This is a genomic window from Aureibacillus halotolerans (assembly GCF_004363045.1).
Taxonomy (GTDB): Bacteria; Bacillota; Bacilli; order Bacillales; family DSM-28697; genus Aureibacillus; species Aureibacillus halotolerans.
In genome coordinates this window covers 1-24473 of sequence record NZ_SNYJ01000004.1, presented here as the reverse complement: position 1 = coordinate 24473, position 24473 = coordinate 1, and the positions used below count along the sequence as shown (strand labels likewise).

The 24473-nt window shown below is 45.8% G+C and carries 22 protein-coding genes; 17 read left to right on the top strand and 5 right to left on the bottom strand.

Going from position 1 to position 24473, the window contains the following annotated elements:
- Window positions 1-25 precede the first annotated feature (25 nt).
- From iolD to EV213_RS06085, 9 genes are all read left to right on the top strand, one after another.
- Window positions 26-1945 carry a 3D-(3,5/4)-trihydroxycyclohexane-1,2-dione acylhydrolase (decyclizing) gene (gene iolD, locus EV213_RS06125; protein ID WP_243740005.1) on the top strand — a complete coding sequence of 640 codons (1920 nt, stop codon included), beginning with the start codon at window positions 26-28 and terminating at the stop codon, window positions 1943-1945.
- A gap of 15 nt (window positions 1946-1960) precedes the next feature.
- Window positions 1961-2848, top strand: coding sequence for a myo-inosose-2 dehydratase (gene iolE, locus EV213_RS06120; RefSeq protein WP_133579632.1), 888 nt, complete (start codon window positions 1961-1963; stop codon window positions 2846-2848).
- Between the two features lie 154 nt (window positions 2849-3002).
- On the top strand, window positions 3003-3515 hold the full coding sequence (locus EV213_RS06115; protein WP_133579631.1) for a DUF5412 family protein: 513 nt from the start codon (window positions 3003-3005) through the stop codon (window positions 3513-3515).
- Between the two features lie 277 nt (window positions 3516-3792).
- Window positions 3793-4560 carry an ABC transporter ATP-binding protein gene (locus tag EV213_RS06110; protein WP_133579630.1) on the top strand — a complete coding sequence of 256 codons (768 nt, stop codon included), beginning with the start codon at window positions 3793-3795 and terminating at the stop codon, window positions 4558-4560.
- Between the two features lie 13 nt (window positions 4561-4573).
- Window positions 4574-6427: an ABC transporter permease gene (locus EV213_RS06105; protein WP_133579629.1), complete on the top strand. Its 1854-nt coding sequence runs from the start codon at window positions 4574-4576 to the stop codon at window positions 6425-6427.
- Window positions 6428-6516: 89 nt separating this feature from the next.
- Entirely contained in the window at window positions 6517-7512 is a 996-nt protein-coding gene (locus EV213_RS06100; RefSeq protein ID WP_133579628.1) for a LacI family DNA-binding transcriptional regulator, read from the top strand.
- A 69-nt stretch (window positions 7513-7581) separates the two neighbouring features.
- Window positions 7582-9066, top strand: coding sequence for a cryptochrome/photolyase family protein (locus tag EV213_RS06095; RefSeq protein ID WP_133579627.1), 1485 nt, complete (start codon window positions 7582-7584; stop codon window positions 9064-9066).
- Window positions 9059-10426 (top strand): dipeptidase, encoded by a 1368-nt coding sequence (locus EV213_RS06090; RefSeq protein ID WP_133579626.1) that lies wholly within the window; start codon window positions 9059-9061, stop codon window positions 10424-10426. Before EV213_RS06095 ends, EV213_RS06090 begins: the two co-directional genes overlap by 8 nt.
- 419 nt (window positions 10427-10845) lie before the next feature.
- The gene (locus EV213_RS06085) at window positions 10846-11283 is read left to right on the top strand and encodes a hypothetical protein (RefSeq protein WP_133579625.1); all 438 of its coding nucleotides are present in this window, start codon (window positions 10846-10848) and stop codon (window positions 11281-11283) included.
- Here the strand turns inward: EV213_RS06085 and rbsK are convergent.
- A complete protein-coding gene (gene rbsK, locus EV213_RS06080) occupies window positions 11275-12180 on the bottom strand; it encodes a ribokinase (protein ID WP_133579624.1) in 906 nt (301 codons plus the stop codon). The two genes, EV213_RS06085 and rbsK, sit on opposite strands and share 9 nt — an antisense overlap.
- A 353-nt stretch (window positions 12181-12533) precedes the next feature.
- On the opposite strand from rbsK, the gene EV213_RS06075 reads away from it, so the two are divergent.
- From EV213_RS06075 to EV213_RS06040, 8 genes are all read left to right on the top strand, one after another.
- A complete protein-coding gene (locus EV213_RS06075; RefSeq protein WP_133579623.1) occupies window positions 12534-12992 on the top strand; it encodes a hypothetical protein in 459 nt (152 codons plus the stop codon).
- A gap of 528 nt (window positions 12993-13520) precedes the next feature.
- Window positions 13521-14117, top strand: coding sequence for a GNAT family N-acetyltransferase (locus EV213_RS06070; RefSeq protein WP_243740004.1), 597 nt, complete (start codon window positions 13521-13523; stop codon window positions 14115-14117).
- Between the two features lie 397 nt (window positions 14118-14514).
- Window positions 14515-14979 carry an SRPBCC domain-containing protein gene (locus EV213_RS06065; protein ID WP_133579621.1) on the top strand — a complete coding sequence of 155 codons (465 nt, stop codon included), beginning with the start codon at window positions 14515-14517 and terminating at the stop codon, window positions 14977-14979.
- A gap of 252 nt (window positions 14980-15231) precedes the next feature.
- Window positions 15232-15786: an NADPH-dependent FMN reductase gene (locus tag EV213_RS06060; RefSeq protein WP_133579620.1), complete on the top strand. Its 555-nt coding sequence runs from the start codon at window positions 15232-15234 to the stop codon at window positions 15784-15786.
- Window positions 15787-15956: 170 nt separating this feature from the next.
- Complete coding sequence (locus tag EV213_RS06055; protein WP_133579619.1) at window positions 15957-17072, top strand: Gfo/Idh/MocA family protein; 1116 nt, start codon at window positions 15957-15959, stop codon at window positions 17070-17072.
- 13 nt (window positions 17073-17085) lie between these two features.
- Window positions 17086-17838: a sugar phosphate isomerase/epimerase family protein gene (locus EV213_RS06050; protein ID WP_133579618.1), complete on the top strand. Its 753-nt coding sequence runs from the start codon at window positions 17086-17088 to the stop codon at window positions 17836-17838.
- 19 nt (window positions 17839-17857) lie between these two features.
- Complete coding sequence (locus EV213_RS06045) at window positions 17858-18679, top strand: sugar phosphate isomerase/epimerase family protein (RefSeq protein ID WP_133579617.1); 822 nt, start codon at window positions 17858-17860, stop codon at window positions 18677-18679.
- Between the two features lie 54 nt (window positions 18680-18733).
- The gene (locus tag EV213_RS06040) at window positions 18734-19537 is read left to right on the top strand and encodes a DUF817 domain-containing protein (RefSeq protein WP_133579850.1); all 804 of its coding nucleotides are present in this window, start codon (window positions 18734-18736) and stop codon (window positions 19535-19537) included.
- Window positions 19538-19673: 136 nt separating this feature from the next.
- On the opposite strand, the gene EV213_RS06035 is transcribed toward EV213_RS06040, so the two are convergent.
- The 4 genes from EV213_RS06035 to EV213_RS06020 all read right to left on the bottom strand — a co-directional run.
- A complete protein-coding gene (locus EV213_RS06035; RefSeq protein ID WP_133579616.1) occupies window positions 19674-20813 on the bottom strand; it encodes a polysaccharide deacetylase family protein in 1140 nt (379 codons plus the stop codon).
- Window positions 20814-20922: 109 nt separating this feature from the next.
- Window positions 20923-21285, bottom strand: coding sequence for a DUF3221 domain-containing protein (locus EV213_RS06030; RefSeq protein ID WP_133579615.1), 363 nt, complete (start codon window positions 21283-21285; stop codon window positions 20923-20925).
- 191 nt (window positions 21286-21476) lie between these two features.
- Window positions 21477-23159 carry an alkaline phosphatase gene (locus tag EV213_RS06025; RefSeq protein ID WP_133579614.1) on the bottom strand — a complete coding sequence of 561 codons (1683 nt, stop codon included), beginning with the start codon at window positions 23157-23159 and terminating at the stop codon, window positions 21477-21479.
- A gap of 632 nt (window positions 23160-23791) precedes the next feature.
- Window positions 23792-24473 (bottom strand): hypothetical protein (locus EV213_RS06020; protein ID WP_208112716.1); only part of this gene is annotated, 682 nt, incomplete at its 5' end.

Below are 24473 nucleotides of genomic sequence, written 5' to 3'. Positions count from 1 at the left end.
CTTTTCTGCGAAAGGGGGCGGCGGCATGAGAATGACCACCGCACAAGCACTGGTAAAATTTCTAAACGAGCAATATGTAAGACAGGACGGAGAGGAATGGCCGCTTTTTGAAGGCATCATGACGATTTTTGGGCATGGAAACGTTGTAGGATTAGGGCAAGCACTGGCGGAAGACGCGGGGCATCTCCGCGTCTATCAAGGACGGAATGAGCAAGGCATGGCGCACGCAGCTGCGGCGTTTAGCAAGCAACGCGCACGACGTCAGGTCATGGCGTGTACGTCTTCGGTAGGTCCAGGTGCGGCGAATATGGTCACAGCTGCCGCCACCGCAACAGCCAATCAAATTCCTTTGCTCCTACTGCCTGGGGACACGTTTGCATCTCGGCAGCCAGATCCTGTGTTGCAGCAGATTGAGCAAACCTACGACCTGTCGATTTCGACGAATGATGCGTTTCGCCCTGTGAGCAAATATTGGGACCGTGTGAATCGGCCTGAACAGCTGATGACAGCAATGATTCAAGCGGTTCGCGTGTTGACGGATCAAAGCGACACAGGTGCTGTAACGATTGCGTTGCCGCAAGATGTTCAAGGAGAGGCGTATGATTTTCCAGAGGTGTTCTTTAAAAAACGTGTGCATACATTGCATCGTCGGTCACCTGAAGCAGAAGAGCTTGAGTTGCTGTTACAGCACATTAAAACCAGCAAGCAGCCACTCATCATTTGTGGAGGCGGCGTTCGATACAGCCGTGCAGGAGACACGTTGGCTTCGTTTGCTAGGGCCTTTGGCATTCCTTTTGCCGAAACACAAGCGGGCAAAGGCGCGGTAGAAAGCGACCACCCGCTAAATCTCGGTGGTCTAGGGGTCACGGGCAACGCGGCCGCCAATCTGTATGCGAAGGACGCGGACCTCGTCATCGGGCTTGGCACACGACTGACGGATTTTACGACGGCGTCGAAAAGCTTGTTTGCAGAGGATGCTTCTATTGTGCAAGTGAATCTGTCCGCTTTTCATGCGCAGAAGCTTGATGCACATCAAGTGATTGGCGATGTGAAGGCTGTGCTTGAGGCGTTGGAAGAGTCTTTGGCAGCTGAATCCTTCGTAGCGGATACCGCTGCCACAGTACAAAGGCTAAAAGCGGATTGGCACTCGGAACGGTCACGACTGGCAGGCATTGCGTACAAGGAAGGCATTGTCCCCGAAGTGGCAGGGCATTTGGATGATGCCTTGCCAGACTATGTCACAGCCTTTGGCGGTGCTTTAACGCAAACAGAGGTGCTGTGCGCCTTGAATGAATGGCTGCCTACGGACGCGATTGTTGTTGGGGCTTCTGGTAGCTTGCCAGGAGACATGCAGCGCGTATGGGAAACGAAAGCAAAGGACGGCTATCATATGGAATACGGCTTCTCCTGCATGGGCTATGAAATCGCAGGGGCTTTCGGAGCCAAGCTTGCCGCGCCAGAGCGCGAAGTGTTCGCTATGGTTGGCGATGGAAGCTACCAGATGCTACACAGTGAATTGGTAACGAGCCTGCAGGAAGGGCAGAAAATCAATGTCGTCTTGTTTGATAATGCCGGCTTTGGCTGCATCAACAACCTCCAGATGGGCAATGGCATGCCGTCCTTTGGCACAGAATTTAGACAACGCCAGGAAGCGACGGGACAGTTGGATGGCGATGTGATGGTTGTCGATTACGCCAAAAGCGCCGCAGGCTATGGAGTTGACACGTATTCAGTGAGAACGCTTGAGGAACTAAAAGAGGCAATCAAAATGGTTAAAACGTCAAGCGTCTCCACGTTAATCGACATTAAAGTACTGCCAAAAACGATGACCGATGGGTATCATTCTTGGTGGAATGTTGGCGTTGCTGAGGTCGCTAAGGAAGCCGCCATTGAAGCATCTGCTCAGGAACGGAAAAAATCACTCGGTCTCGCACGGCCGTACTAGGAGGAAACGAACGCCATGTTTCAAAAGAATGTTACGCTTGGCATCGCGCCGATTGGCTGGACGAATGACGACCTTCCCGACCTAGGCGGTCACATCCCGTTTGAACAATGCGTTAGTGAAATGGCGCTTGCCGGGTATACGGGCACGGAAATCGGCAACAAATACCCGAAAGACCCTGACGTGTTGAGGGAAGCTCTGCAGCTACGCGGGTTGGACGTGGCGTCCGCCTGGTTTAGCGCCTTTCTTGTCCATGAGCGAGATCAGACAGAAGCTGATTTTCGTGCCCATTGTGCCTTTCTTCAGGCAATGGGCGCAAAGGTTGTGGTCGTTTCCGAACAAACGAACAGCATTCAACAAATGGATGCCCCGCTGTTTGAGGCGAAGCCAACCTATACAGAAGGCGAATGGGAAAGTGTCGTTTCCGGTCTTCACTCGCTGGGAGCGATCGCGAACGAGGTTGGTCTGTCCCTCGTGTACCATCACCATATGGGCACCTGTATTCAAACAGCTGCTGAAGTCGATGAACTAATGAAGCGTACAGACCCGTCGCTCGTTTCCCTTTTGTACGACACTGGTCACCTCGTGTGCTCGGGAGAGGATGAGCTGGCTGTGCTTGATGCTCATATTGAGCGGATTAAGCATGTGCATCTAAAGGATGTCCGTGCCGAAGTCATTGCCGAAACAAAATCGCAAGGATTGGCATTTTTGCCCGCTGTACGTGAAGGTATCTTTACTGTGCCAGGGGATGGCAGCATTGATTTCACCCCTGTTTTTGAACGCCTATCAGCTGCCCGTTACGAAGGTTGGCTGCTCGTCGAAGCGGAGCAAGACCCCGCCAGAGCCAACCCGCTAGCTTATGCTCAAAAAGCACGTCAGTACATTCGGGAGAAAACAGGCTTGTAGTTGGCGCTAAACAAAAAAGGCTACCGCAGAAGGTCAAAACATGACCGTCTGCGGGTTGCCTTTTTTTATTTCAAAGAATCAGAAAAAGTCACAAAAGAAGCGCCTAATCCTGTAGAATGGAATTTCCAAATCAAAACCAAGGAGTCTTGAATGAATGAACGGAACGCTTTACACTGTGTTATTTCTTCTGTTTTTTGTGATAGCTTTCATTGCTATTGTTCTCACTGTCGTAACGGCCAAAGTCTTCATAAAGAATCTCATAAAACATAGAAAAGCAAATTCCATTCCTAAGAAGCTAGTGGTCTCAACAATTGTATTCGTATGCTTTACTGGGTTTTTATTCTACCAACAATATTATAATTTAGAGTATTTGCCTGCGGGTCATTACAATGGAACCTTTGTCTCCCCTGAAGGTACTTACGAAGTTCGAACCTACTATATGACAGTGCTCTACGGAGAACATGCAACAGCTATTCTGTACGAAAAAGAGTCTAACAAACAGAAAACAATCTATTTTAACGACTGTGACCATCGTCCATCTGTAAAATGGCTCTCAGAACATGAAGTGAAAGTTGGATCTGCGACATTAAACCTCGAAGAGAATGAAACTTACGATTTTAGACATGATCCTACTAATCTTTGCTACCCGCCTACAACGAATCTGTAATGATTTCTATCTGAATTAATTTCTTGGCCTTAACCCCTATTGTTAAACATATGATAGGGGTTTTTTAGTTAAGATTGGCAGCGAGCGTATGACCGCTTGTATAACATCAAAATCCAATACTAATTTTAGATTTCCTAGCTAATATCAAATATGTTCCACCATAGTGATAAAAAGAGTTCACAACAAGAATTATCTTCCAAGAGTAGTGTCTTCCTTTTCCAACACGTCTATTGTTTCAGAAATGATTACTTGGACGTTATGAGAAAGGAAGATTTTTTTGAAGACTCCTGTTTTAGAAGTGACAAATGTAGAAAAAACGTACGGACGGGCGAGGGAAAGTCAGTTTCATGCTTTGAAGGGCATTTCGTTTTACATGGAGGAAGGCGAATTTGTAGGCATCATGGGGCCATCGGGTTCGGGCAAAACGACGCTGCTGAATACGATTTCGACGCTAGATTCGCCATCAGGCGGTTCAATAAAAGTATCAGGCACCGAGATTACACAAATGAAGCAAGGGCAGCTTGCCAAGTTCCGCTCTGAGAAGCTAGGGTTTATCTTTCAAGATTTTAATCTGCTTGAAAATCTCAACCTGTATGAAAACATTGCCCTGCCTTTATCGCTCCAAGGGAAAAAAGGAAAGCACATTCGTTCGCAAGTCCACATGGTCGCTGAAAAGCTTGGGATTGAAGATTTGCTGGAAAAGTACCCTGTAGCGGTTTCAGGTGGACAAAAGCAGCGCGCTGCAGCGGCAAGGGCAATCGTGCACAATCCGTCGATGTTGCTTGCCGATGAGCCAACAGGTGCACTTGATACGAAGAGCGCAAAGAGCCTGCTTGATGCGATGAAGGCATTAAACGAGCAGCACCAAGTATCGATTATGATGGTCACACACGATCCGTTTACGGCAAGTTATTGTCAGCGAGTGCTGTTTATTCAAGATGGTCAATTGTACAAGACGCTGGAACGAACAGCGTCACGTCAACACTTCTACCAAACGATTCTCGATGTGCTGTCGGATCTCGGCGCATCGCGACAGATCGACTGAGGGGGACATTCTTATGTTATTTAAGGTGTCCCTGTCGAGCTTTAAGAAGCTTTGGAAGGACTATCTCGTTCTGTTGTTCGGCCTCATCGTATCGATCTCGATCTTTTATATGTTTATGACACTTGCCATGAATCGAGATTTTCTTCAGGCCAATTCGCTGATTAATTCAATTATGTTCGTATTTATCGTCGGGGCGGTCATTCTCTCACTGATTACAATCGTCTATATTTTTTACGCCATCTCGTTTATTTTGACGTTGCGTCAGAAAGAGCTTGGCATGTATATGATGCTTGGAGCGAAAAAAAGCAAAGTGACAAGGCTGATTTTCTTTGAAACAATGAGCTTAGGTGTCATCGCGATTGCTCTCGGCATCGTACTAGGGATTGGCTTGGCAATGGTTGTTGCAGACATGATGATGCAGCAAATCGGACTCTCCTCTGAAGGATTTTATCCATTGTACGTCCCTTCAATGCTAATCACCTTTGTCTTTTACATCACCCTGTTCTTTTTAACGGCATTAATGAACGCTGGTCGGGTGGCTTCAAAAAGCGTACTCGCTCTGCTACAGGCGAACCAGATTCAAGAACGAACGATCAAAGCAGGGGCAAAAACGATCTTTGCTGCGTTTTTGGGGCTCGTGTTCCTCCTGATGGGGTACACATCGCTTGTGTTGACAGAACAATTGCGCGAAATCGGTGTTCTGGTCAGCACCTTTGCGACGACGGCAGGAACGTATCTATTATTTATGTCGCTTTTTCCACTTCTCGTCAATGGATTAAAGAAAAACCGCGTACTAAATGAAAAGGGGCTAAACGCGTTCACGCTTGCCCAGCTTCGGTTTCGAGCGGCAAGTTTGACGCGTGTTTTAGGCACCGTCGCAATGCTAATTGCGTTAGGCCTTGGTGCACTTGCAGGAGGGCTGGCGTTTTATCATAACATCGTGCAGCAATCAGGCATGATGCATTATCATGACGTCATCATTCACGACCCGGTGGATGCAGATGAACAGGCATTAAATCAAATGCAGCCGGAGGAGCAAGCACGATACCGGTACAAAATGACCGAGGATGCAGTGTACTTGGCCAAGGAGGAACTTGTCCAGCAACCACCTAAGTACCTCGAATTCTTTAAGCAATCGGAGCCGCCTCGTGTTGTCACACCTTCAGAGCCATTAACCGAAGCAGTGTATACGGCGTTTGAGGGTGAAGAAACTCACGCCCTTTTACCAAGGGACTGGCTTGCTGCGATACAGATAGAATTAAACCTGGGCTACGAAATGGTTGGCGGCAGAAATTTGTTTGTTGTCGAGCATTTCGCCGAAGCGCCGGGAGATGAACATCAAATCGTCATTGCCCATGTGGACAATTATCTGCAATACGAGCCGCTGCTCTTAGAGATTGAGAAGCGTCAAATGGCATTGGTTCAGGAGAATGTCGAGTACGGAATGGAGTTTACTGGCACTGCCTACGGGGCCCACCTAAACTTAAAGGTGAATACGGGGGGAACGATCTTTATGGGCTTCTTTCTCGGCGTCGCCTTCCTTTTGATGATGGCAAGTGTGCTTATGTTCAAGCTGCTCTCAAGTGGCCCACAGGATAAGCAACGCTACGAGATGCTTCGGAAAATTGGTGTTTCCGAAGAACGGCTGTCTGCGTCCATTTACAAGGAGCTCTTCCCGATTTTTGCTTTTCCAGGACTCGTCGGCATTTTGCACGTCATCGTCGGAATGAACCTCTTTCAATTTATTGTGTTTGATCCATACGAGAAGTTATGGATTCCGATAGCCATTTTTATGGTGATTTACGGTCTTTATTATTATTTCACTGTTATGTTGTACAAACGAATTGTTCTACCGAAAGAAGCATAGCCAACCAGTTAAACGACGCGCTCTAGTTCCCGAAGAGCGCGTCTTTGCGTTATAATAAATAAAAATGTCAGAGATTGGTGGAGCTTGTGATGAAACCGACCATTTACGATGTTGCCAAACAGGCTGGTGTGTCCATCGCTACCGTGTCAAAGGTGTTGAACAAAACGGGAAAGATCAGCGAGAAAACACGTCAGAATGTGCAGCAGGTGATGAAGGAATTAAATTATTTCCCTAGCGCCGTTGCGACAGCGTTGACAGGAAAAAAAACCGATACGATCGGTGTATTGATCCCAGATGTGTCCAACCCTTTCTTTGCCGAGATGAGCCGCCGCATCGAGGATCAGGCAGGAGATAAGGGCATTTCTGTTGTCATATGCTCAACGGACTATTCTGCTGAAAAGGAAGCGCGCTATGTTCAGCTTTTGTTACGAAAGCAGATTGACGGCTTTATCGTGTCATCGGGTTTTCAAAGCAGGGATCTCATTGCGAGCCTGCAAAAAGAAAAAGTTCCATTGGTGATGATGGCGCAGCATGACCCCGAGCTGCTTGTTCCTACAGTCTCAGTAGATGATTATCGTGGGGGCTATGAAGCGATGCAGCACCTCTTGTCGCTAGGGCATCGCATTGTTGGTGTGATTGGCGAAAAAGTACATAGCAGCAATTTACGACTACATGGGTGTAGAGATGCCTGTATTGCTTCGTCCTGCGAGCTCTCTGAGGACTTGATTGTTCGGGTGCCTACAACGGTTGAGGATGGAAAAGCTGCCGCCATCGAGCTATTGCAAAGAGACCATCGTCCGACCGCGATCTTTGCTTGTAATGATTTGCTGGCAATTGGTGTTTATCATGCAGCTCGGGAGCTTCATCTGCAAGTTCCAGATCAGCTGTCCATTGTCGGCTTTGACGATACGATTCTCGCACGTACGACGGTTCCAGTGTTAACCACAGTTTCCCAGCCAACGAAGGCCATGGCGGACAAGCTTCTTGACATCCTTCTGCAAGAGCGCGTTCCACAGCCTGCGTCGCCCGAGCATGTGCTTTTTCCACCAACGCTCGTCGTCGGTGAATCAACCACCTCACCATAATGGGTTTCAAGGCGGCGTGAGTAGGCTAAAGGTAGAGGGACGCAAGGATGTTCGAGAGGAGAATAAACGATGAGCAATACGAAGGATGCCGTAGTAGCGGTATGGTTTCGGAGCGATTTACGCTTGCAGGACCATCCCGCCCTTTATCATGCGATGCAGTATGCGAAGGAAAACGATTGTGCCTTGCTATTCTTTTTTCACGTGCATCCCGCCCTTTCCAAGACGTTCACGAAACGCCATGATTACTTTTTTAGGAGCTTAGCGGCGGTTCGTAAGACGGCAGCGGATCTTAAATGCCCCGTTCATGTCGTTTCAGGAGAGCTGGAAGAAGCATTTGCCACGATTCAATCAAGCGTGAAGAGCTGGCAAGCGGTGTTTTATAATAAAGACGACGTCGGGTTCGGAAAACAGCGCGATGAAAAGGCAGAAGCCTGGTTTTCAAAGCAAAGCATCAAAAGCCATACGTTTGAAGACAGTCATCTTGTCGGTCCGTACGATATTGAGAAAAAAAGCGGCGGCCCTTATCTTGTTTTTTCCTCCTATTTAAAAGCATGGAGAGATATCGACAAGCCTGTTCCTTTGTCTATTGAAGAAGAAGAGCTAGAATCGTTAGCATGGCGAAAAACGACGTTGGACACTGAAGGCGAAAAAGTGCTTGGGGATTTGCTTGGAAAATGCGAGATGCCATGGAAGCATACTGGCGAAGACGCTGCCAGGAAGCGTATGCGTGCTTTTATGAACAAAGCCATTACAGGCTACCATGAGAAGAGAGACTTTCCTGCGATAGCCGGCACAAGTCGTTTGTCTCCTTATTTGAAAAATGGCGTGCTCTCCATACGGACGCTGCACCATGAAGCCTTACGCGTTCTCGAGAAAACGTCCGCGACGAAGCAAGTGGATACGTATATTCAGGAGCTGGCATGGCGAGATTTCTATTATATGGTGCACGTGCATCATCCTGATAGCAAAGACAACGAAATTGATGCCAATTACAGGGGCATTCCTTGGACAACCAATGAGGAGTGGCTCGACCGCTGGAAGACAGGGACGACCGGGTTTCCGATTGTCGATGCAGCGATGCGGCAGCTGGAGAAAACGGGCTGGATGCACAATCGCTTGCGTATGGTCGTCGCCTCCTTTTTGACAAAGGATTTACTGATCGACTGGAGAGTGGGCGAGCGCTTCTTTGAAGAGAGCCTCATTGACTACGACGCTTCCTCCAATATTGGCGGCTGGCAATGGGCGGCTTCTACAGGGACCGACGCCGTGCCATATTTCCGCGTCTTCAATCCAACAAGACAATCCGAGCGCTTTGACGATGAGGGTGATTTTATCCGTGCTTATGTGCCAGAGCTCAAAAATGTCAGCAATGCGCATATCCACGCCCCAGAAACGATGTCTGAGGAGGAGCAGCAGGAAGCAGGGTGTATTCTCGGGAAGGATTACCCAAAGCCTATGGTGGATCATAAAGCCAGACGTCACATTGTGCTGGATACCTTTAAACAAGTAAAAGAAAAGAATAAGCAAGAGAAAGAGGGCGAAGCAAATGACTGAAAACGTGACACAGTATTTAAACGAAAACAGAGAACGATTGCTGAATAAACTGAAGGCATTTTTGGAAATTCCGAGTGTGAGCACAAACTCATCGAATGCCAAAGATGTGAAGGAAGCGGCACAGTTTGTAGAAAGCTACTTAGAGGAGATTGGATTTACGACCGTCGAGCGTATAGATACGGACGGCCATCCGATCGTTTATGGCGAATGGCTTGAAGCAGAAGGAGCGCCCACCGTGCTGCTTTATGGACACTATGATGTGCAGCCTGCAGATCCGTTAGAGCTATGGGAAAGTGATCCATTTAAGCCTGAAGTTCGCAACGGCCGCTTGTTTGCTCGAGGCGCGAGCGATGACAAAGGACAGGTCTTCATGCATTTGGCCGTCTTTGAGGCGTTTATGAAAACGGAAGGCCGTCTACCGGTTAATGTGAAGGTGTGTATAGAAGGCGAAGAAGAAGTCGGTTCTGCTCATTTGTATGATGTGCTCGATCAGCATCAAGACAAATTCAAAGCGGACTTTTGTGTCATTTCCGATTCGGGCATGGTGGCATCCGGACAACCCACTTTGCTGTATGGCCTTAAAGGCTTCACTGGCTTAGAAGTCACTGTGTATGGACCGAACCGTGACTTGCACTCTGGCCTTTACGGTGGCGCGGTCAAAAACCCCGCCATGGCATTGTCTCATCTTCTAGCTTCGATGAAAAATGAAGATGAACAGGTGACCGTCGCTGGGTTTTATGAGGATGTTGAACAATTAACCGATGACGAACGCAAGCTGATGAATGAAGCGCCGGGTGAGGCTTATGAAACCACGGTCGGTGTTACTGAGACGACGCCAGAAAAAGGGTTCACAGCCAAGGAACACACGATGGCCCGTCCAACGCTAGAAATCAATGGACTGTTTGGCGGCTATCAAGGCGAAGGGACAAAAACGATTATTCCTTCTTCAGCGACCGCAAAGCTGACGTGCCGTCTTGTACCTGGTCAGGACCCTGAGAAGATTCAGGATTTACTTGTCAAGCATTTGGAAGACCATACACCAAAAGGAACGACATTAACGATTACGCGCGAGCCGTTGTCTGCCAAAGCATACAAAGTCGATCCTACCCATCCCCTGTTGCAAGAAGCAGCTAAAAGCTATAGCGACGCCTTTGGTAAAGACGCTGTTTTTGTAAGAATGGGTGGCTCCATTCCCGTCGTTGAGACGATTGACCAAATGTACGGCATTCCCGTCGTCCTTCTCGGCTTCGGCACTCCGGAGGACAACTTGCATTCGCCAAATGAAAGCTTCCCGCTTGAGAGCTATGACAAAGGGAATGAGACCCTCGTTCGTTATTGGAACGCTGTGGCTACACTTTAATATAGAAGAAAAAAGACGAGGTTAACCCAAAAGACAATTGGGTTACCCTCGTTTTTTAATTAGATGAAGCTCCAATTCAAAGCAAAATGATAGATGCTTCCCCGCTTGAAAACAGGCATTTCCGTAAGTGAATCACAATTCTCTCTTTCTTTTTCAAAAAATAGACCCATTGTCGCTCGCTTTTTTTCGCTACACGGAGACGTTGTGTGACACGAAATTGATTCGAATTTCAGCAAAGTCAGGTGAAATGGGCTGAGAACTGTAAGGAATCGACACCGTCAGCGTAAAATGGGTGAAAAAGATGGCGAACGCTTTAAAAAGGAATTGCAAGAGATTTACGGAAATTCATAAGCAGTGAAAAAGCATCACCCGGGATGCAATAGATCGATGCTTACAAAATTTTAGGAGTGTGAGTAAACGTGAAGAAACGAATGGAACGTTTGTGGAAAACATGGTGGACGCTACTGTTGCAGTTTTTAGTCACAGGCACAATCAGAAAAGATCTAATCGTACCATCTTCCTTTCGAGAAGCGTGCCCAATGTATGGTCTTGGCGTCTTTGCTTCCTTTGATCGTTATAAGGAGCTGTTACGAAGGAAAAAAGCGTCGCGTCGGAAGTTGTTTATGAAGAGGGATTCGCAAACCCTTTCGCTGAAGCATCATCATGGGGACAGGCCATCCTCAACCATTATGATCAGGATGTACCACCTATTTGTAGAACGTATCTCTTACAACCTGGCCCATCGTTACAATAAGTTAAGAGGTGTTCCAAATCAAAAACAGGTTGAATTGCACCAAAGGGGACCGCCGAGGTATTCGACGACCCGACCTCGTTTTTCTAAGTATGCGTTAGCTTAAAAATGAAACGGAGGTGCCATTGTCTTTTAGGAAGCGGGTGACGTCGTTGAGATGCGGCATTCCCGTTTGTGCCCCCTTTTTCGTCACTGCGAGCGCAGCTGCGGCACTGGCAAACACACAAGCCTCGTCTAGCGGGGACCCATGGCCAAGTGCAACCGCAAGCGCGCCGTTGAACGTGTCGCCAGCACCGGTTGTGTCAATCGCATCTACGGAAAAACCGGGTATCTCCGACTGTTGCCCATTCGCAGCAGGGTAGGAGACCCCTTCTTTCCCTTGCGTCACGATGCATTTTTTATGGAGCTCTTCGTCATTGTGCTCTTTCTTTAGAACTGCTGCTTCATGCTCATTGGGGGTGAGGTATGTCGCAAAGCTTCTGATAGTGGAAGAGAGCGCCTGGATCGGAGCCGGGTTCACAATAACAGGGACGCCATACGTATGTGCTGTTTCTACAGCGGCATCAACGGTCTGTGCAGGAATTTCAAGCTGAACTAAGACGAGATCACTCGTTCTAATAAGATCCTCATGTGCTTTAATATGCTCAGGAAGGAGGGCGTGGTTTGCTCCTGGCACAACAATAATTTGATTGTCTCCTTCGGCGAGGCATATGGAGGCGATGCCGGTTTTTTCAGCTTGCACTAAGATAGCATCTGTATCAATTTGTTCATTGGCGATCGTGTCTGTTAATTCTTTTCCAAATGCATCATCACCGACACAGCCAATCATGCGTACTTCTGCGCCAAGTCGTGCTGCTGCCACAGCTTGGTTCGCTCCTTTTCCGCCTGGAAACGTGGAGAAATGACGACCCAGGAGCGTTTCTCCAGGTTTAGGGAACGTCTCGCTTTCTGTGACCAAATCCATATTGATGCTACCTACAACGGTAATTATTGGACGTTTCATGTAAGTTCCTCCTGATTGTATAAAATAGATGATTGCCCAAAATGGGGCTCAGGCTGTTGTTCATTCAGCCTGTTTTTTTATAGTATCGTTTAGTTGGTTTTGTCTACACTCTATGCTACACATTTTAAAGGGGTTTTTCATCAGTCGCTGGCTTGGCCTCAAAAAATGTGAAGATGTGTAGGTGCTTTTTCGTATGCCCTTTTTCATCCTACCATAAGTATGCAGAAAAAAAGAATTGAATAAATGCACGCCGATTCGGTTATGTTGAATGACGAATGGCTTTCCACTTTCTCCATTGACGAAATAGCGGAATGCATGCACAATGAAAGACGTGAACTAAAGGGGTTAGGTATATGACAAACATAGAATATATGGACGAGGAATACATCGTTTATTTAGTGTACAGCTTAAATTGGCGCTTGCCTGACAGCATTCAGGATGAGGCAATGAGGAAGCTTGAACGGATTCATCCCGATCAAGTCCATTTGTTGTTGCCGCATTATGGAACAGATACATGGAAGAATGCAACGAAGCTATTGCGAAAAATGGGGTATCCACGGAACAAAAGGGCTCTTCCAGGCTTGCTAGGGTTGTGTCAAAACAGCTCATGGCCAGGATTTGAAACGGTGTGTGACATTTTTACTGACATCGGAAAAGAGATCATGCTGCCGTATGTTGAACAAGCGATGTTACACGCGTCAAAGCAACGTGATGAGCAATGGATGGATGGGTTACTGTCTGCATGTGAAGGATTAAAGCTAGAGGATTCTCATTTTGCAAAGCTGCGCCAGAGGAATGAAGAAATTTCATAGATGTTCATGCGAATCCTGCTCATTGAAGCAGGTTTTTTTGATTCTAAAATTATAAGTATCGGGTTTTTGGTGTAGTTAGTGACGGCTAAATTCCGCGCCAACTCAATTTTGTGCTGTGGTTGTTTAGACAATGACGGCAATCAGGAAGATGAAGAAGAAATTAAAAGGGAGTTTGAGATCTACGACGAACTATATGGTAGTGATAAGTTAAAATATAGGTTCATCACCGCAACTGGGGGTTGACTTAAATACTAGCGGTCATACGCTCGCTTTCCGCGGGCGAACTGCGAGCCTCCTCGGCGCTTTTTCAGCGCACTGTGGGGTCTCGCTTAGCTCGCTTTTCCCGCAGGAGTCTCGCTAGTGACCGCTGGTTTTTACAAGATTATTTTTTTGTACCTTCTGTATTACTTATACCTCAACAAGATATTATATAAAGCGATGAATCGGTACGAAATATGCGAATGTTGCTCGAGTCTAACCCGACTTTTGGGTAAGAGCCAAAATATATATTTAAGGAGTTTAATGGATATGGAAGATATAACGCGAAAGATAGATTATAGTCATTATTTTTGGCAGGATGAGGTTGTCCGATTACGTGCAATACGACCAGAAGATTGGGAAGGGGACTACATTGGCAAGTTTGATACGCCTGCTCGCCGTTTTTTAGAATGTGCGATTGAATTACCACCTACAATGGCTGACTCGAAAAAGTTTACAGAGGAAAATGCTGATTTCTCTTCAACGAATGGACGAATCATGTTTACCATTGAAACTCTAGAAGGCAAAACGGTAGGAGGAATTAATCTAAACAGTATCGACGAGCGAAATGGAACGTTTAGTATTGGTATAGGGCTTGATAAGGAATTTCATGGCAAGGGTTATGGCACTAGGGCTATGAAAATACTTTTAAAGTACGCTTTCCTTGAACGAAGACTTAACAAATTCAATGACTATGTTCTTGAAGGCAACGAAGGTTCTGCAAAGATGATGAAAAAACTTGGTTGTATTCAAGAAGGCGTGCGCCGACAAGTTGTCTATATAAACGGACAGTATTTAGATTTTATTATGTTTGGATTAACGAAAGATGAATTTATTGAGAAACTCAAAGAAGAAGATTCTGAATAACATGGAATTAAATATTTAAGTTGGTAAAATCCAAAAGATAACCTTAGCGAATTCTAGCGTAATTTTTTGAAAAAAATACAGTCACCGCCTTTATTTTTTCTGTATTTGTGATTATGTATCTTTCCTTGTATATAATATCAAACTATTTGGATAATATTAAGAGATCTTCCTTTCAAATAGTAGTTTAAGTATAAATAAAAGGAAAATTCAGGTATTTATCATGAGAATCTTGCCCTCTGAGTCAGGTTTTTAAATTTACCATATTGTTTTACGCATGCTACCTTCATCAAACTAAAAGGATGATACTTCAGCAATCGAGAAGAAATTTCTAGCATTTTGGTGTGATAAACTTAAGAAATTAGTTCATTGGTATAACGATAAAAAGGAGTGTTGCCCTATGGGGAATGGAAGAATTGATTCAGCGTCAAGAGTGATTTTGGCATCTCCTCAAACCGTCTATCAGGCATTCTTGAATCCGGAATCATTGGTTTCATGGCTTCCACCTGAAGGAATGTCGGCTCACATCGATAGGTTCGAAACCCGCAAAGGTGGACGTTATCGTATGACGCTTACATACGAATTAGACCAATCAAGCCCAGGAAAGACATCTGAAAACACTGATGTGTCCCAAGGAGTGTTCTTGGCGTTGGTTCCAGACAGGAAAATTGTATGGTCAATAGAATTTGATTCAGATGATCCGGCATTTTCGGGCGAGATGATCCAAACGTGGTACTTTGAGGAGATTTCAAAAGGCACAAAAGTTACTATCGTTTGTGAAAATGTCCCTGTAGGCGTAAGAAAAGAGGATCACGACGAAGGTTTAAACTCTACACTTAGGAATTTAGCTACCTTCACAGAATGACATTCACTTCATTAAGCGGATCCTGCTCTCTGAGTCAGGGTTCTTTCATTTTAGGAGAGTACATGGAGTAAGGACTTTGTGGGAAGGTCAATGCTTCCTTTTCCAGGACGCCAATGACTACGTCGAAAACAGTAAGATTACAGAAGGAATTTTCACATAAGCTCTTAAAGTAGAAATATTCTTAAGTGGATGGTAGCTTTAAATAGCGAACTCTAAAACTAAAACGTACATAATTACAAGGAGGAAGGGACAATGACAACGACTCTTTTAAACATTGGTATTATTCTCGGCAGTACACGCCCGGGAAGAGTTAGCCCGCAAGTTGGGAATTGGATTAAGGAAATCGCCGACAAACGCGGGGATGCAACGTTTGAAATTATAGACATTGCAGATTACAATCTCCCGTTTTTAGGTGACCCTGCAGGAGAACAGCAATTTGCAGCTTGGGCGGAGAAAATATCAAGTTTGGACGGATATGTCTTCGTTACAGCTGAATACAATCACAGCATCCCGGCGGTATTAAAGAATGCCCTTGATTCAGCCCGAGCGGAATGGTACAACAAAGCGGCTGGTATTGTCAGCTACGGCTCCGCAGGGGGAACGCGGGCAGCTGAACATTTACGCGGAATTCTAGGGGAATTACAAGTGGCAGATGTTCGCACACACCCTGCATTAAATTTATTTACAGATTTCGAGAATTATACGGTTTTTAAACCAGCAGATTTACACAATGCGCATGTGAATGACATGTTAAATCAAGTCATTAGTTGGTCTACCGCGTTAAAGGCGACTCAAAGCCAAGGGTAATGACTTGTTATAAAAAGGCAAAAAGCTCTTCCTTAGCAATGAGGGAGGGTTTTTCTGACGTTGATAGCGAAATCCGATGCTCATCTCCACCTCTTAATCATCAAATACTTTGAAAATACAAACGGATTGAGGCATACTTGAATTGATTTGAACAAAGGGTGGTGTGAGATTTGAAAAAAGTAACGGTTGGTGTGGTTGGAACGGGTCAAATTAGCAACAAATACTTAGACAATATGGCAAAACGTTTTTCCTCTGTGCTATTCGTCAAAGCGGTGTGCGATTTAGTGCCGGCATTGGCGCAACAGAAAGCAAAGGAATATGGGATTCCGAACGTCTATACACTAGACGAAATGCTGGCGGATCCCGAGATTGAAATGATCGTCAATTTAACAGCGCCAAGTGCCCACGCAGCGATTAATTTGAAAGCGCTTCATTCAGGCAAGCATATTTACACGGAAAAGCCGTTTGCTTTGAATCGAAAGGACGCGGAGGATGTGTTATCTTATGCCGAGCAGAAGGGGCTGTTGGTTGGCTGTGCACCCGACACGTTCCTTGGCGCTGGCCTGCAAACGTGCCGGAAGCTAATTGATGATGGCTGGATTGGGACATCCTACGCGGCAAACGGCATTATTATGATGGGAAATGCCTCAAATGGCATGCATCCAAACTTTGAAAATTTCTTAAAGCTCGGTGGGGATCCGCTCCTCGACATGGGTCCTTACTACATCACGGCGCTTGTGGCGTTGCTTGGACCAATTACAAGAGTGACAGGTTCTGCCCAGCAGCTGCATTCCTCAATCACTGTCGACAATCCTGATTCCCCAAGATTTAACGAAACGGTGTCCATTGATGCTCCAACCAACGTATCGGCTGTATTCGATTTTGAAAATGGATTGGTCGGTTCCTTCCAAGCAGCCAAAGAGAGCTTCGGGTATTATCCAAGGCTAGAGATTTTTGGCACAGAGGGGATTTTGCATGTGCCTGATCCAAACTTTTTTGGCGGAGAGGTTCGAGTAACACTACCAAATGGGCAAATGAAAGAAGTGCCACATACCCATCCTTATGCGGAGGAAGGCCGAGGTATGGGAGTTTTGGACATGGCGTATACATTACGAGAAGGTGGGGCGCCGCGAGCAAGTGGTCGTCTTGCGCAGCATGTGCTGGACGTTTCTTTGGCGATTTTTGAGTCGTCTTCTACTGGCACGCATGCACAGATCAAAACGACAGTTCAACGCCCGGAGGCTTTGCCGTTAGGATTAAAATACAATCGACTTCACACAACGTAAAGGGGGCAGGGACATGACCTCATTTCAAATTGGGTTGCAGCCGTATACGATACGGGATGCGATGGCAGAGGATTATATTGGTTCCTTAAAGAAAGTGGCCGCCCTTGGGTTTCAAGGGGTTGAACTCGGAGGACCGCCTACCGGAATGACCGTGCACAACCAAAAGACCCTTTGTGACGACCTTGGTTTGCACGTCATTAGCAAAGGGTTCCCGTTCGATTCTGTAGATGTGAACCTGAAAGAATTCGTTGATGATATGGATACGTTAAATACCTCATTTGCCATGCTGTCCATGCGCTTCGATTCAAAGAAAGATGTACTATCAAAAGCAGCCAAGCTAAACGAAGCTGGTGAAGTTTTGCATAAACGAGGAAAAACACTTCTCTACCATAACCATGATTGGGAGTTTCAGACGTTTGATGGTGAGTATGTTCTCGACATTCTTATGAGAGAAACGAACCCAGAATGTGTACAGTTGGAGCTTGATACGTATTGGGTTCAGAAAGGTGGGGTTGACCCTGCCTCCTACATCGAAAAGTACAAGCAGCGTTGTCCACTGCTGCACATTAAAGACATGGAGGCAGGAGACGAGGGATTTTTTGCGGAAATTGGCCAAGGTGTGTTGGATTTCGCAAGCATCTTGGAGGCCGCAAAGGAGGCAGGCACCTCCTGGCTGATTGTCGAGCAAGACCAATGCCGCAGAGATCCGTTTGAGAGCTTGGCCATCAGTCTCCAGCAATTAAAACAATGGCATTTGATGCCCTAAATAGGAAGGAGCACCGTCTATGTTTCCATTTAAAATCGCCTTGAATTCATCTACGCTGTTTCCTTATGAGCTTTCCTTGCATGACCAGATTCGCATTGCCTCGCAAGCCGGGTATGAAGGCATTGAGCTGTGGGTGAAAGACATTGACCTCTACCTTGAACAAGGGGGGAACCTTGCTGAATTAAAAGCGTTCGCAGAGGAGCAACGTGTCGAAATAGTCAATGCGATTGCGTTTTGGACATGGGCCGATGAAAATCCAGAAGAGCGTGCAAAGGGCTTGGCTCATGCGAAAAAAGAGATGGCGATTCTCTCAGAGCTTGGCTGCCCAGCCGCTGCAGCGCCGCCATTTGGGAATGTGGCCAATACGTCTCTTGAGAGTATTGCGGAAGCGTACAGGAACTTGTTTGAAGCCGGCCAATCGCTTGGCGTAACGCCGATTCTTGAGTTTTGGGGACGGGCAGACAAACTTTCAACGCTTGGAGAAGCGATACATGTCGCCGTTGCCAGCGGTGTTCCTACATGTCCACTGTTGCTCGACCCATTCCATATGTATACGGGAGGAACGACGGTGGATAGCTTGGCGTATTTGAAAAAAGAATATATTGGCATCGTTCATGTGAACGATTACCCGTCCGCTCCTCATCGTGAAGTGATTGAAGATAAGCATCGGGTGTTCCCAGGGGAAGGCGTTGCCCCTTCAAGGCGCTTTGCTGAGCATTTGCATGCCGTCGGATACACAGGGTATCTATCGCTTGAATTGTTTTTTCAGTCGCCTGAAGGGTCACCAGAAGAGCTTGTCAAAAGAGGGATGGATCGCATTCGCACGACCTATGCTCTATAGCATCTGAAAAGAGGAAACGACATGACACAACCACAACAAAAGTACAATACACCTATGAAAATTGTGCATGACGTATGGAATTACTTGCTGATCTTTGGTACACAGCAGGCACTTTCCTGCGTGTTTCCGGTTGCGATCTTTGGTGCACTGGCATTGACAAAAGTCGTAGAAGTGCCTTGGATTCCACGATACGATTTAATTCTATTGATTTGCTTGCTCGTCCAATGGCTCATGTACAGAACAGGACTGGAATCGAAGGATGAACTAAAGGTCATCGCCGTTTTTCATTTGATCGGTCTTGCTTTAGAACTGTATAAAGTGCAAATGGGGTCTTGGGCATATCCAGAGGAGGGCTGGAGCAAGATTGCAGGCGTTCCGTTATACAGCGGATTTATGTATGCGAGTGTAGCCAGTTATTTATGTCAGGCATGGCGACGATTAGATGCCCAGTTAGTTCGCTGGCCGTCCGCCTATTGGACGGTTCCGCTAGGCGCGGTGATTTATTTAAATTTCTTCACCCATCATTTTATTCCAGACCTACGCTGGTTCGCTACGGCAGCTGTGTTTCTATTGTTTTTCCGCTCTGCAGTGACGTTTGTACTCAAGGATAGACGCTTCAAACTGCCCCTAGCCCTTTCCTTTGTGCTCATTGGCTTCTTCATTTGGATTGCGGAAAACATCACGACATTTCTGGGCGCATGGCAATACCCAAACCAGCGAGATGGTTGGAGCATCGTGCATATCGGCAAGCTTAGCTCGTGGTTTTTGCTTGTCATTGTCAGCTTTATTATTGTTGCGCAGTTGAAAGTTCAAAAGGCTGAGTTAGATCAAAAAAACCCTTCGAACCACATGGTTTGAGGGGTTTTTCAGGATGATGAGAAACGCTCGCTTTCGTCGTTGCACTGCCCTATCTTTTCCGATGCTCATTGCAACTCTGCGCCTCCCAAAGCTATGCACTTAGAAAGACAGACGGCAACTATTTCGTTTGAGGAAGTTATAAACGCTTGTCATTCCAAAAGTTAATTGAGACATGATGTTTTTCATCATACGGGGCCAAAGTATACCCTTTTTCCTCAAGGAGCTTGATGATTTTTGGCAATAACTCCACTGTCACTTTTCTTTCATGAAGGAGGATTACTGGTGGTTCGCCTTCAGGTACGTCTTTTAGATCTGTGGAAATGTTCTCTAAAATTTGTTCAGGCTGATCTGGCAAAGCCCAGTCTCTTGAATCAATGTTCCAGTCCCACATTTTAAATCCGGCCTTGACCATTGCGTCACGATAGGGTTGTTTCATATAGGGCTTGCTTCCGTAAGGCACTCTGCAGATGACAGGTTTTGTCCCCGTGAGACCATACACAACCTTTTGCGTGGCTTGCATTTCCTCCACCGTGCTTTTTGGAGAGGCGTATAATGTATCCTTATCATGTGTCATGCTGTGTAAACCGATGCTATGTCCTGCTTTGTGTAACGTTTTTACCATCGCTGGTTGCTCTGACATAGCGTCACCTACGAGAAAGAAGGTTGCTTTCACATTGTGTTCTTTAAGCACTTTGAGCAGTTGTGCTTCGTGAGGACCAGGACCATCGTCAAAGGTTAAATACGCCAATTTCTTAGGCTTACTTTTTTTCGGAACCCAGGCTGGAAGGGGCAAAGGTTGATTAAGCTCAACCGAGTGCTGCACTAGCATGTCATCGGTGGAGATCGTACTATGGTCGAACACGCGCACAACAGGGGCGGAGGCACGATAATCGACACGGTAACCGAGGTGTTCAACAACGTGACGCACCGGTATGTATGTCCGTCCGTTCCGAATAAAGGCTTCAGATGCCTCACTGTTGTTCGAAATAGTGACTGTGACTGGGGTCGACGCATGCGGAACCGATACAATCACTCCTTGTGGATTCGCTTGGTACCGCACCTTTGCTCCTAGCGCTTCTGAGATATAACGTAATGGGACATAGGTCGTGCCATCCACGAGCACAGCCTGCGCTTTCGTTGGCGCAACGTATTTGTCACCAGCGATCAGATGGATGGGTACATACTGATGTGAACTGGCGGCACTGACACGGTCTGCATAAGAAAATAAAACAATCGCAGTAACGAGAACTGAAACCAAAACGTACGTTTTTTTCATCTCTCTGACTCCCTTTTTTTCTATTCATCTATTAAACGATGCATATGAAAAAAGGTTACAGATTAGAGCGGTTTTTTTAAAAAATTTAATAGCCTCGTTGAAGGAGAGCTCAATCTATTGATTTTATTTGTTCAGCGAAAAACATTGGTGGGCTGATTTCAAGCTGATAGTTTTTAAGTGTCACAAGAACTTTCTCCCCTTTTTTAACCTCTCGGTAATCGAGTTTCTCTACATAAATCCAGTTGGTTTTGTATGTTGAATGAGAGAGCAATTCGTCGGAGGTATAGCTCGATAACTCGTCAAGTGTAATTCCTTGTGACACCAAAAGTTGAAACTCATCTTCTGAAAAATATCTTTTATCCACAACATAGCCTGAGATCTGGTTTTCTTTATTGATTGGTTCAGCCGTTTTTTCACAGGCTAACAAAAATAAGGGGAGCATTGCAATGAAGACAATAAGGTGGATTTTCATTTACGTCAGGTCCTCCCAAGCAAGAAAATGGAAAGCTATCTTTGTGGTTAGACGTAAATAAAGAAGAAAGGTTTCACAATTGGAAGAGGTAATTGTATGTAACTACGAAAGAGGCACTCACGAATGAACCGAATTCATAAAAAAAGACCCACAAAGGACATTGCCGTGTCCATTGTGAGCCTCTTTTTCAACTACTCAGCCTTCGTTCCAAATGTTTGATTGTCGAGGATTTGCTGAACAACTTCATCCTGATCCGCGAACAATTCTGTTCCGATGAGGTATGAAATGATTCGTGGAACATCCGTATTATCAATCAGTCCTTCAAAGTTCTCAGCGCCTGGTCCGAAAGCGTAAAGTGGAACCTCTACAGCCGTATGGTTGCGTGAGCCCCAAGATAGCAATGCATGGTCAGAAACGACAGTTCCAATTTCATCAGATAGATCTCCAGGCCATTGAACGCTTGTCAATTGGTCAACTTGCTCTTCCGTAAGGTCAACTCCTGAAATCGAGCTTACCACTGAATCGACATCCGTTAGATAGACAGTTAACTCATCGTCCTCTACACCTACAGCCGTATCAAAGCCAAACAACTTGCCAAGGTCACGGACATCTACAAACAATTGTCCTCTTTCACGATAGCTGTTAACCTCTTTATCGTTCAATGAGAATTCCTTTTTCACTTCGTTCCATTTTACTTGCACTTGTTGGTTCTTTTCTTTATAGAACACAGAACCATTTAGATCTCTTACAGCACTGCGCAATGGCACATAATAGCTATCTTTTACTTGTTCATATGAAGAGAATGTTACTGTTTGAGCACCTTCGATAAGCGCCGTAGCAACTGCATTTGAGCTACCTTTAGCATTTTTCAGAATTTCAATGTTTTCTTCTGAACCACTGGCCGTGTTTCCTACGTTTAAGCCACCTGTTTCATGGTCAGCGACAACAATGACGAGCGTGTCTTCGTTTTCAGCAGCAAATTCCTTCGCTTCAATAACAGCATCGTTAAATTCAGCCGTTTCTGTCACAGCAGCCACTGGATCATTGGCATGCCCTGCCCAGTCGATTTCACTGCCTTCAACCATTAAGAAGAACCCATCTTCGTCCTTGGACAACGCGTCCAAAGCCGTGTCTGTCATTTCAGCAAGTGATGGAATTTCAGGATCGTCAGTATCAATGGCGTACGGGAAGGCACCCATTGTGAAGAGACCGAGAATTTTTTCACTGTCTGTGCTTTCCATATCTGTTTTGGTCTCTAGGATGTCATATCCGCTATCAGCAGCCTGTTGAACGAGGTCTTCTGTAGGCTGGCGTCCATCCTTGCTCTCTGGCAAGAACATGTCACGTCCACCACCGAGGATGACGTCGACTTGACCAATGTATTGACGTGCCAATGCTTCTTCTTCACCGCGATCCGCATTGTGAGAAACGAATACAGCAGGTGTTGCATGAGTCACTCGTGAGTTAGCTACAAGTCCTGTTGCTTTTCCGTCCTCACGAGCTGCGTCTAAAATGGAATCAGGCTCTTCTCCATCAGGAAGCATGCTGATCATGCCGTTGTTTGTTTTATAACCAGTTGCTAGTGCTGTGCCAGCAGCGGCAGAATCGGTAATTGCTGAATCTAAGGAGTGTGTCATTACAGAGCCACGGAGATAGTTTTCAAAAGAAAGCCTTTCTCCAATAAAGCTTCTTGTAGCAGTCACATAGCTTGCGCCCATGCCATCAGGAATCATAAGAATCACATTCTTTACACTTCCTTTTTCTGCAGCAGCGGCAGAAGGAGGCTGTACGAGAGGAGCAGCGACAAGTGCTAGTGCAGTTGTTGCAGTGGCTGCTAGACGAGCCAAGCGTTGTTTTTTCGTTGTTTTCGGCATCCTAAACCCTCATTTCGATATGTATTTGTAGTAAGTGTATCGGAGAACTGTTGGCTTTCTGTGGATTTCTTGTAAAGAAACGTAAAGTTTCAAAATGAGATGGAAAGACACACAATGAGGCAAAGGGGAGCGGATCATGAATGTATTGCCACCGCTGAGTTATAAAGAATAAATATTTTTTGATGACATCTTGATGAGATTACCCGATAGCGAAACACGGCACAAAAGAAGGGGTTGTCCCATAAGGTCAAAAAATGACCTTGTGAGAATATTTTCAAGATTTTTTTCTGGTAATAGAATTAAACCGCTTCATCAAAATACTTCGCTTGCACCATAAATGGTATAAGGTCAACATCGATTCGCGAGTACCTCATCGTGTTTACTTTACCGCCGGGCACGGCTTCAGCTTCCTCGGAAAGCAAAGCTTTCCTGCGGGATCTTCAGCTCGCGCTGTTCCCGCAGGAGTCTACGTATTTTGACTACGCTAATCTTCTGACTCTGTATAAAATCAATCGCCACTCAAATTATAAAACATGAAAAACCTCAAGGCATCTGTTCAAATGCCTCGAGGTTTTCTACTTTTAAGAGGCTTTTGAGACAACCCCCATTTTCTTATGTTCGTTAGAATTTACTCATTTGTTGAAACCAAAATGAGTTTCAATTTTCCCGATGATTTCCATTGGGTCAGTTCCAAATGTATCGCGTTTAAACCACTTCAACCCACTTTCGCGGATTTCTTTCTCAGCTTCGTCTACAGTATAGAACATGGTTTGGAATACGTTTTCCAAAGCTGCTTCAGGATCCTTAAGCCCCATAATGCACTCGTACATTTCTCGTTTGCATTCACGATTAAAGTAATCGCGGCGAACCACTTCTTCGGAGGAGAGCAAGAATACCACTCTCGTATAATCTGATATTCTTTTCAAGATTTCAACGGTAAAGAAGCCATCGACAATGATCTTTTTGCCTTTCGCGTTCCCAGAAAGTGCAAGGAGGTGCGCGATCACCATGTCAGTTTGTTCTCGAAATGTCGCATCTAACCACTTTGAATATTCCTTGGGTGGTCGCATGAAATACTCTTCCCAAGAATTGAACTCAGGACGCTTGCTCATGGCAGGTTGATAGTGAGGGTCAACCAGCGCCTGATACTTTATAAATTGATCATCCCAATCTAATAGAATCATATCGTATTTATCAGCAATATTCATATAGTGAATCAATTTCATAACTCCGAACCCATACGGCTCTAAGAGTAAAACCACATAAAAAATAGAGCACCTCCCCAAAACCTGTATAATGATAGTTGCGACACAC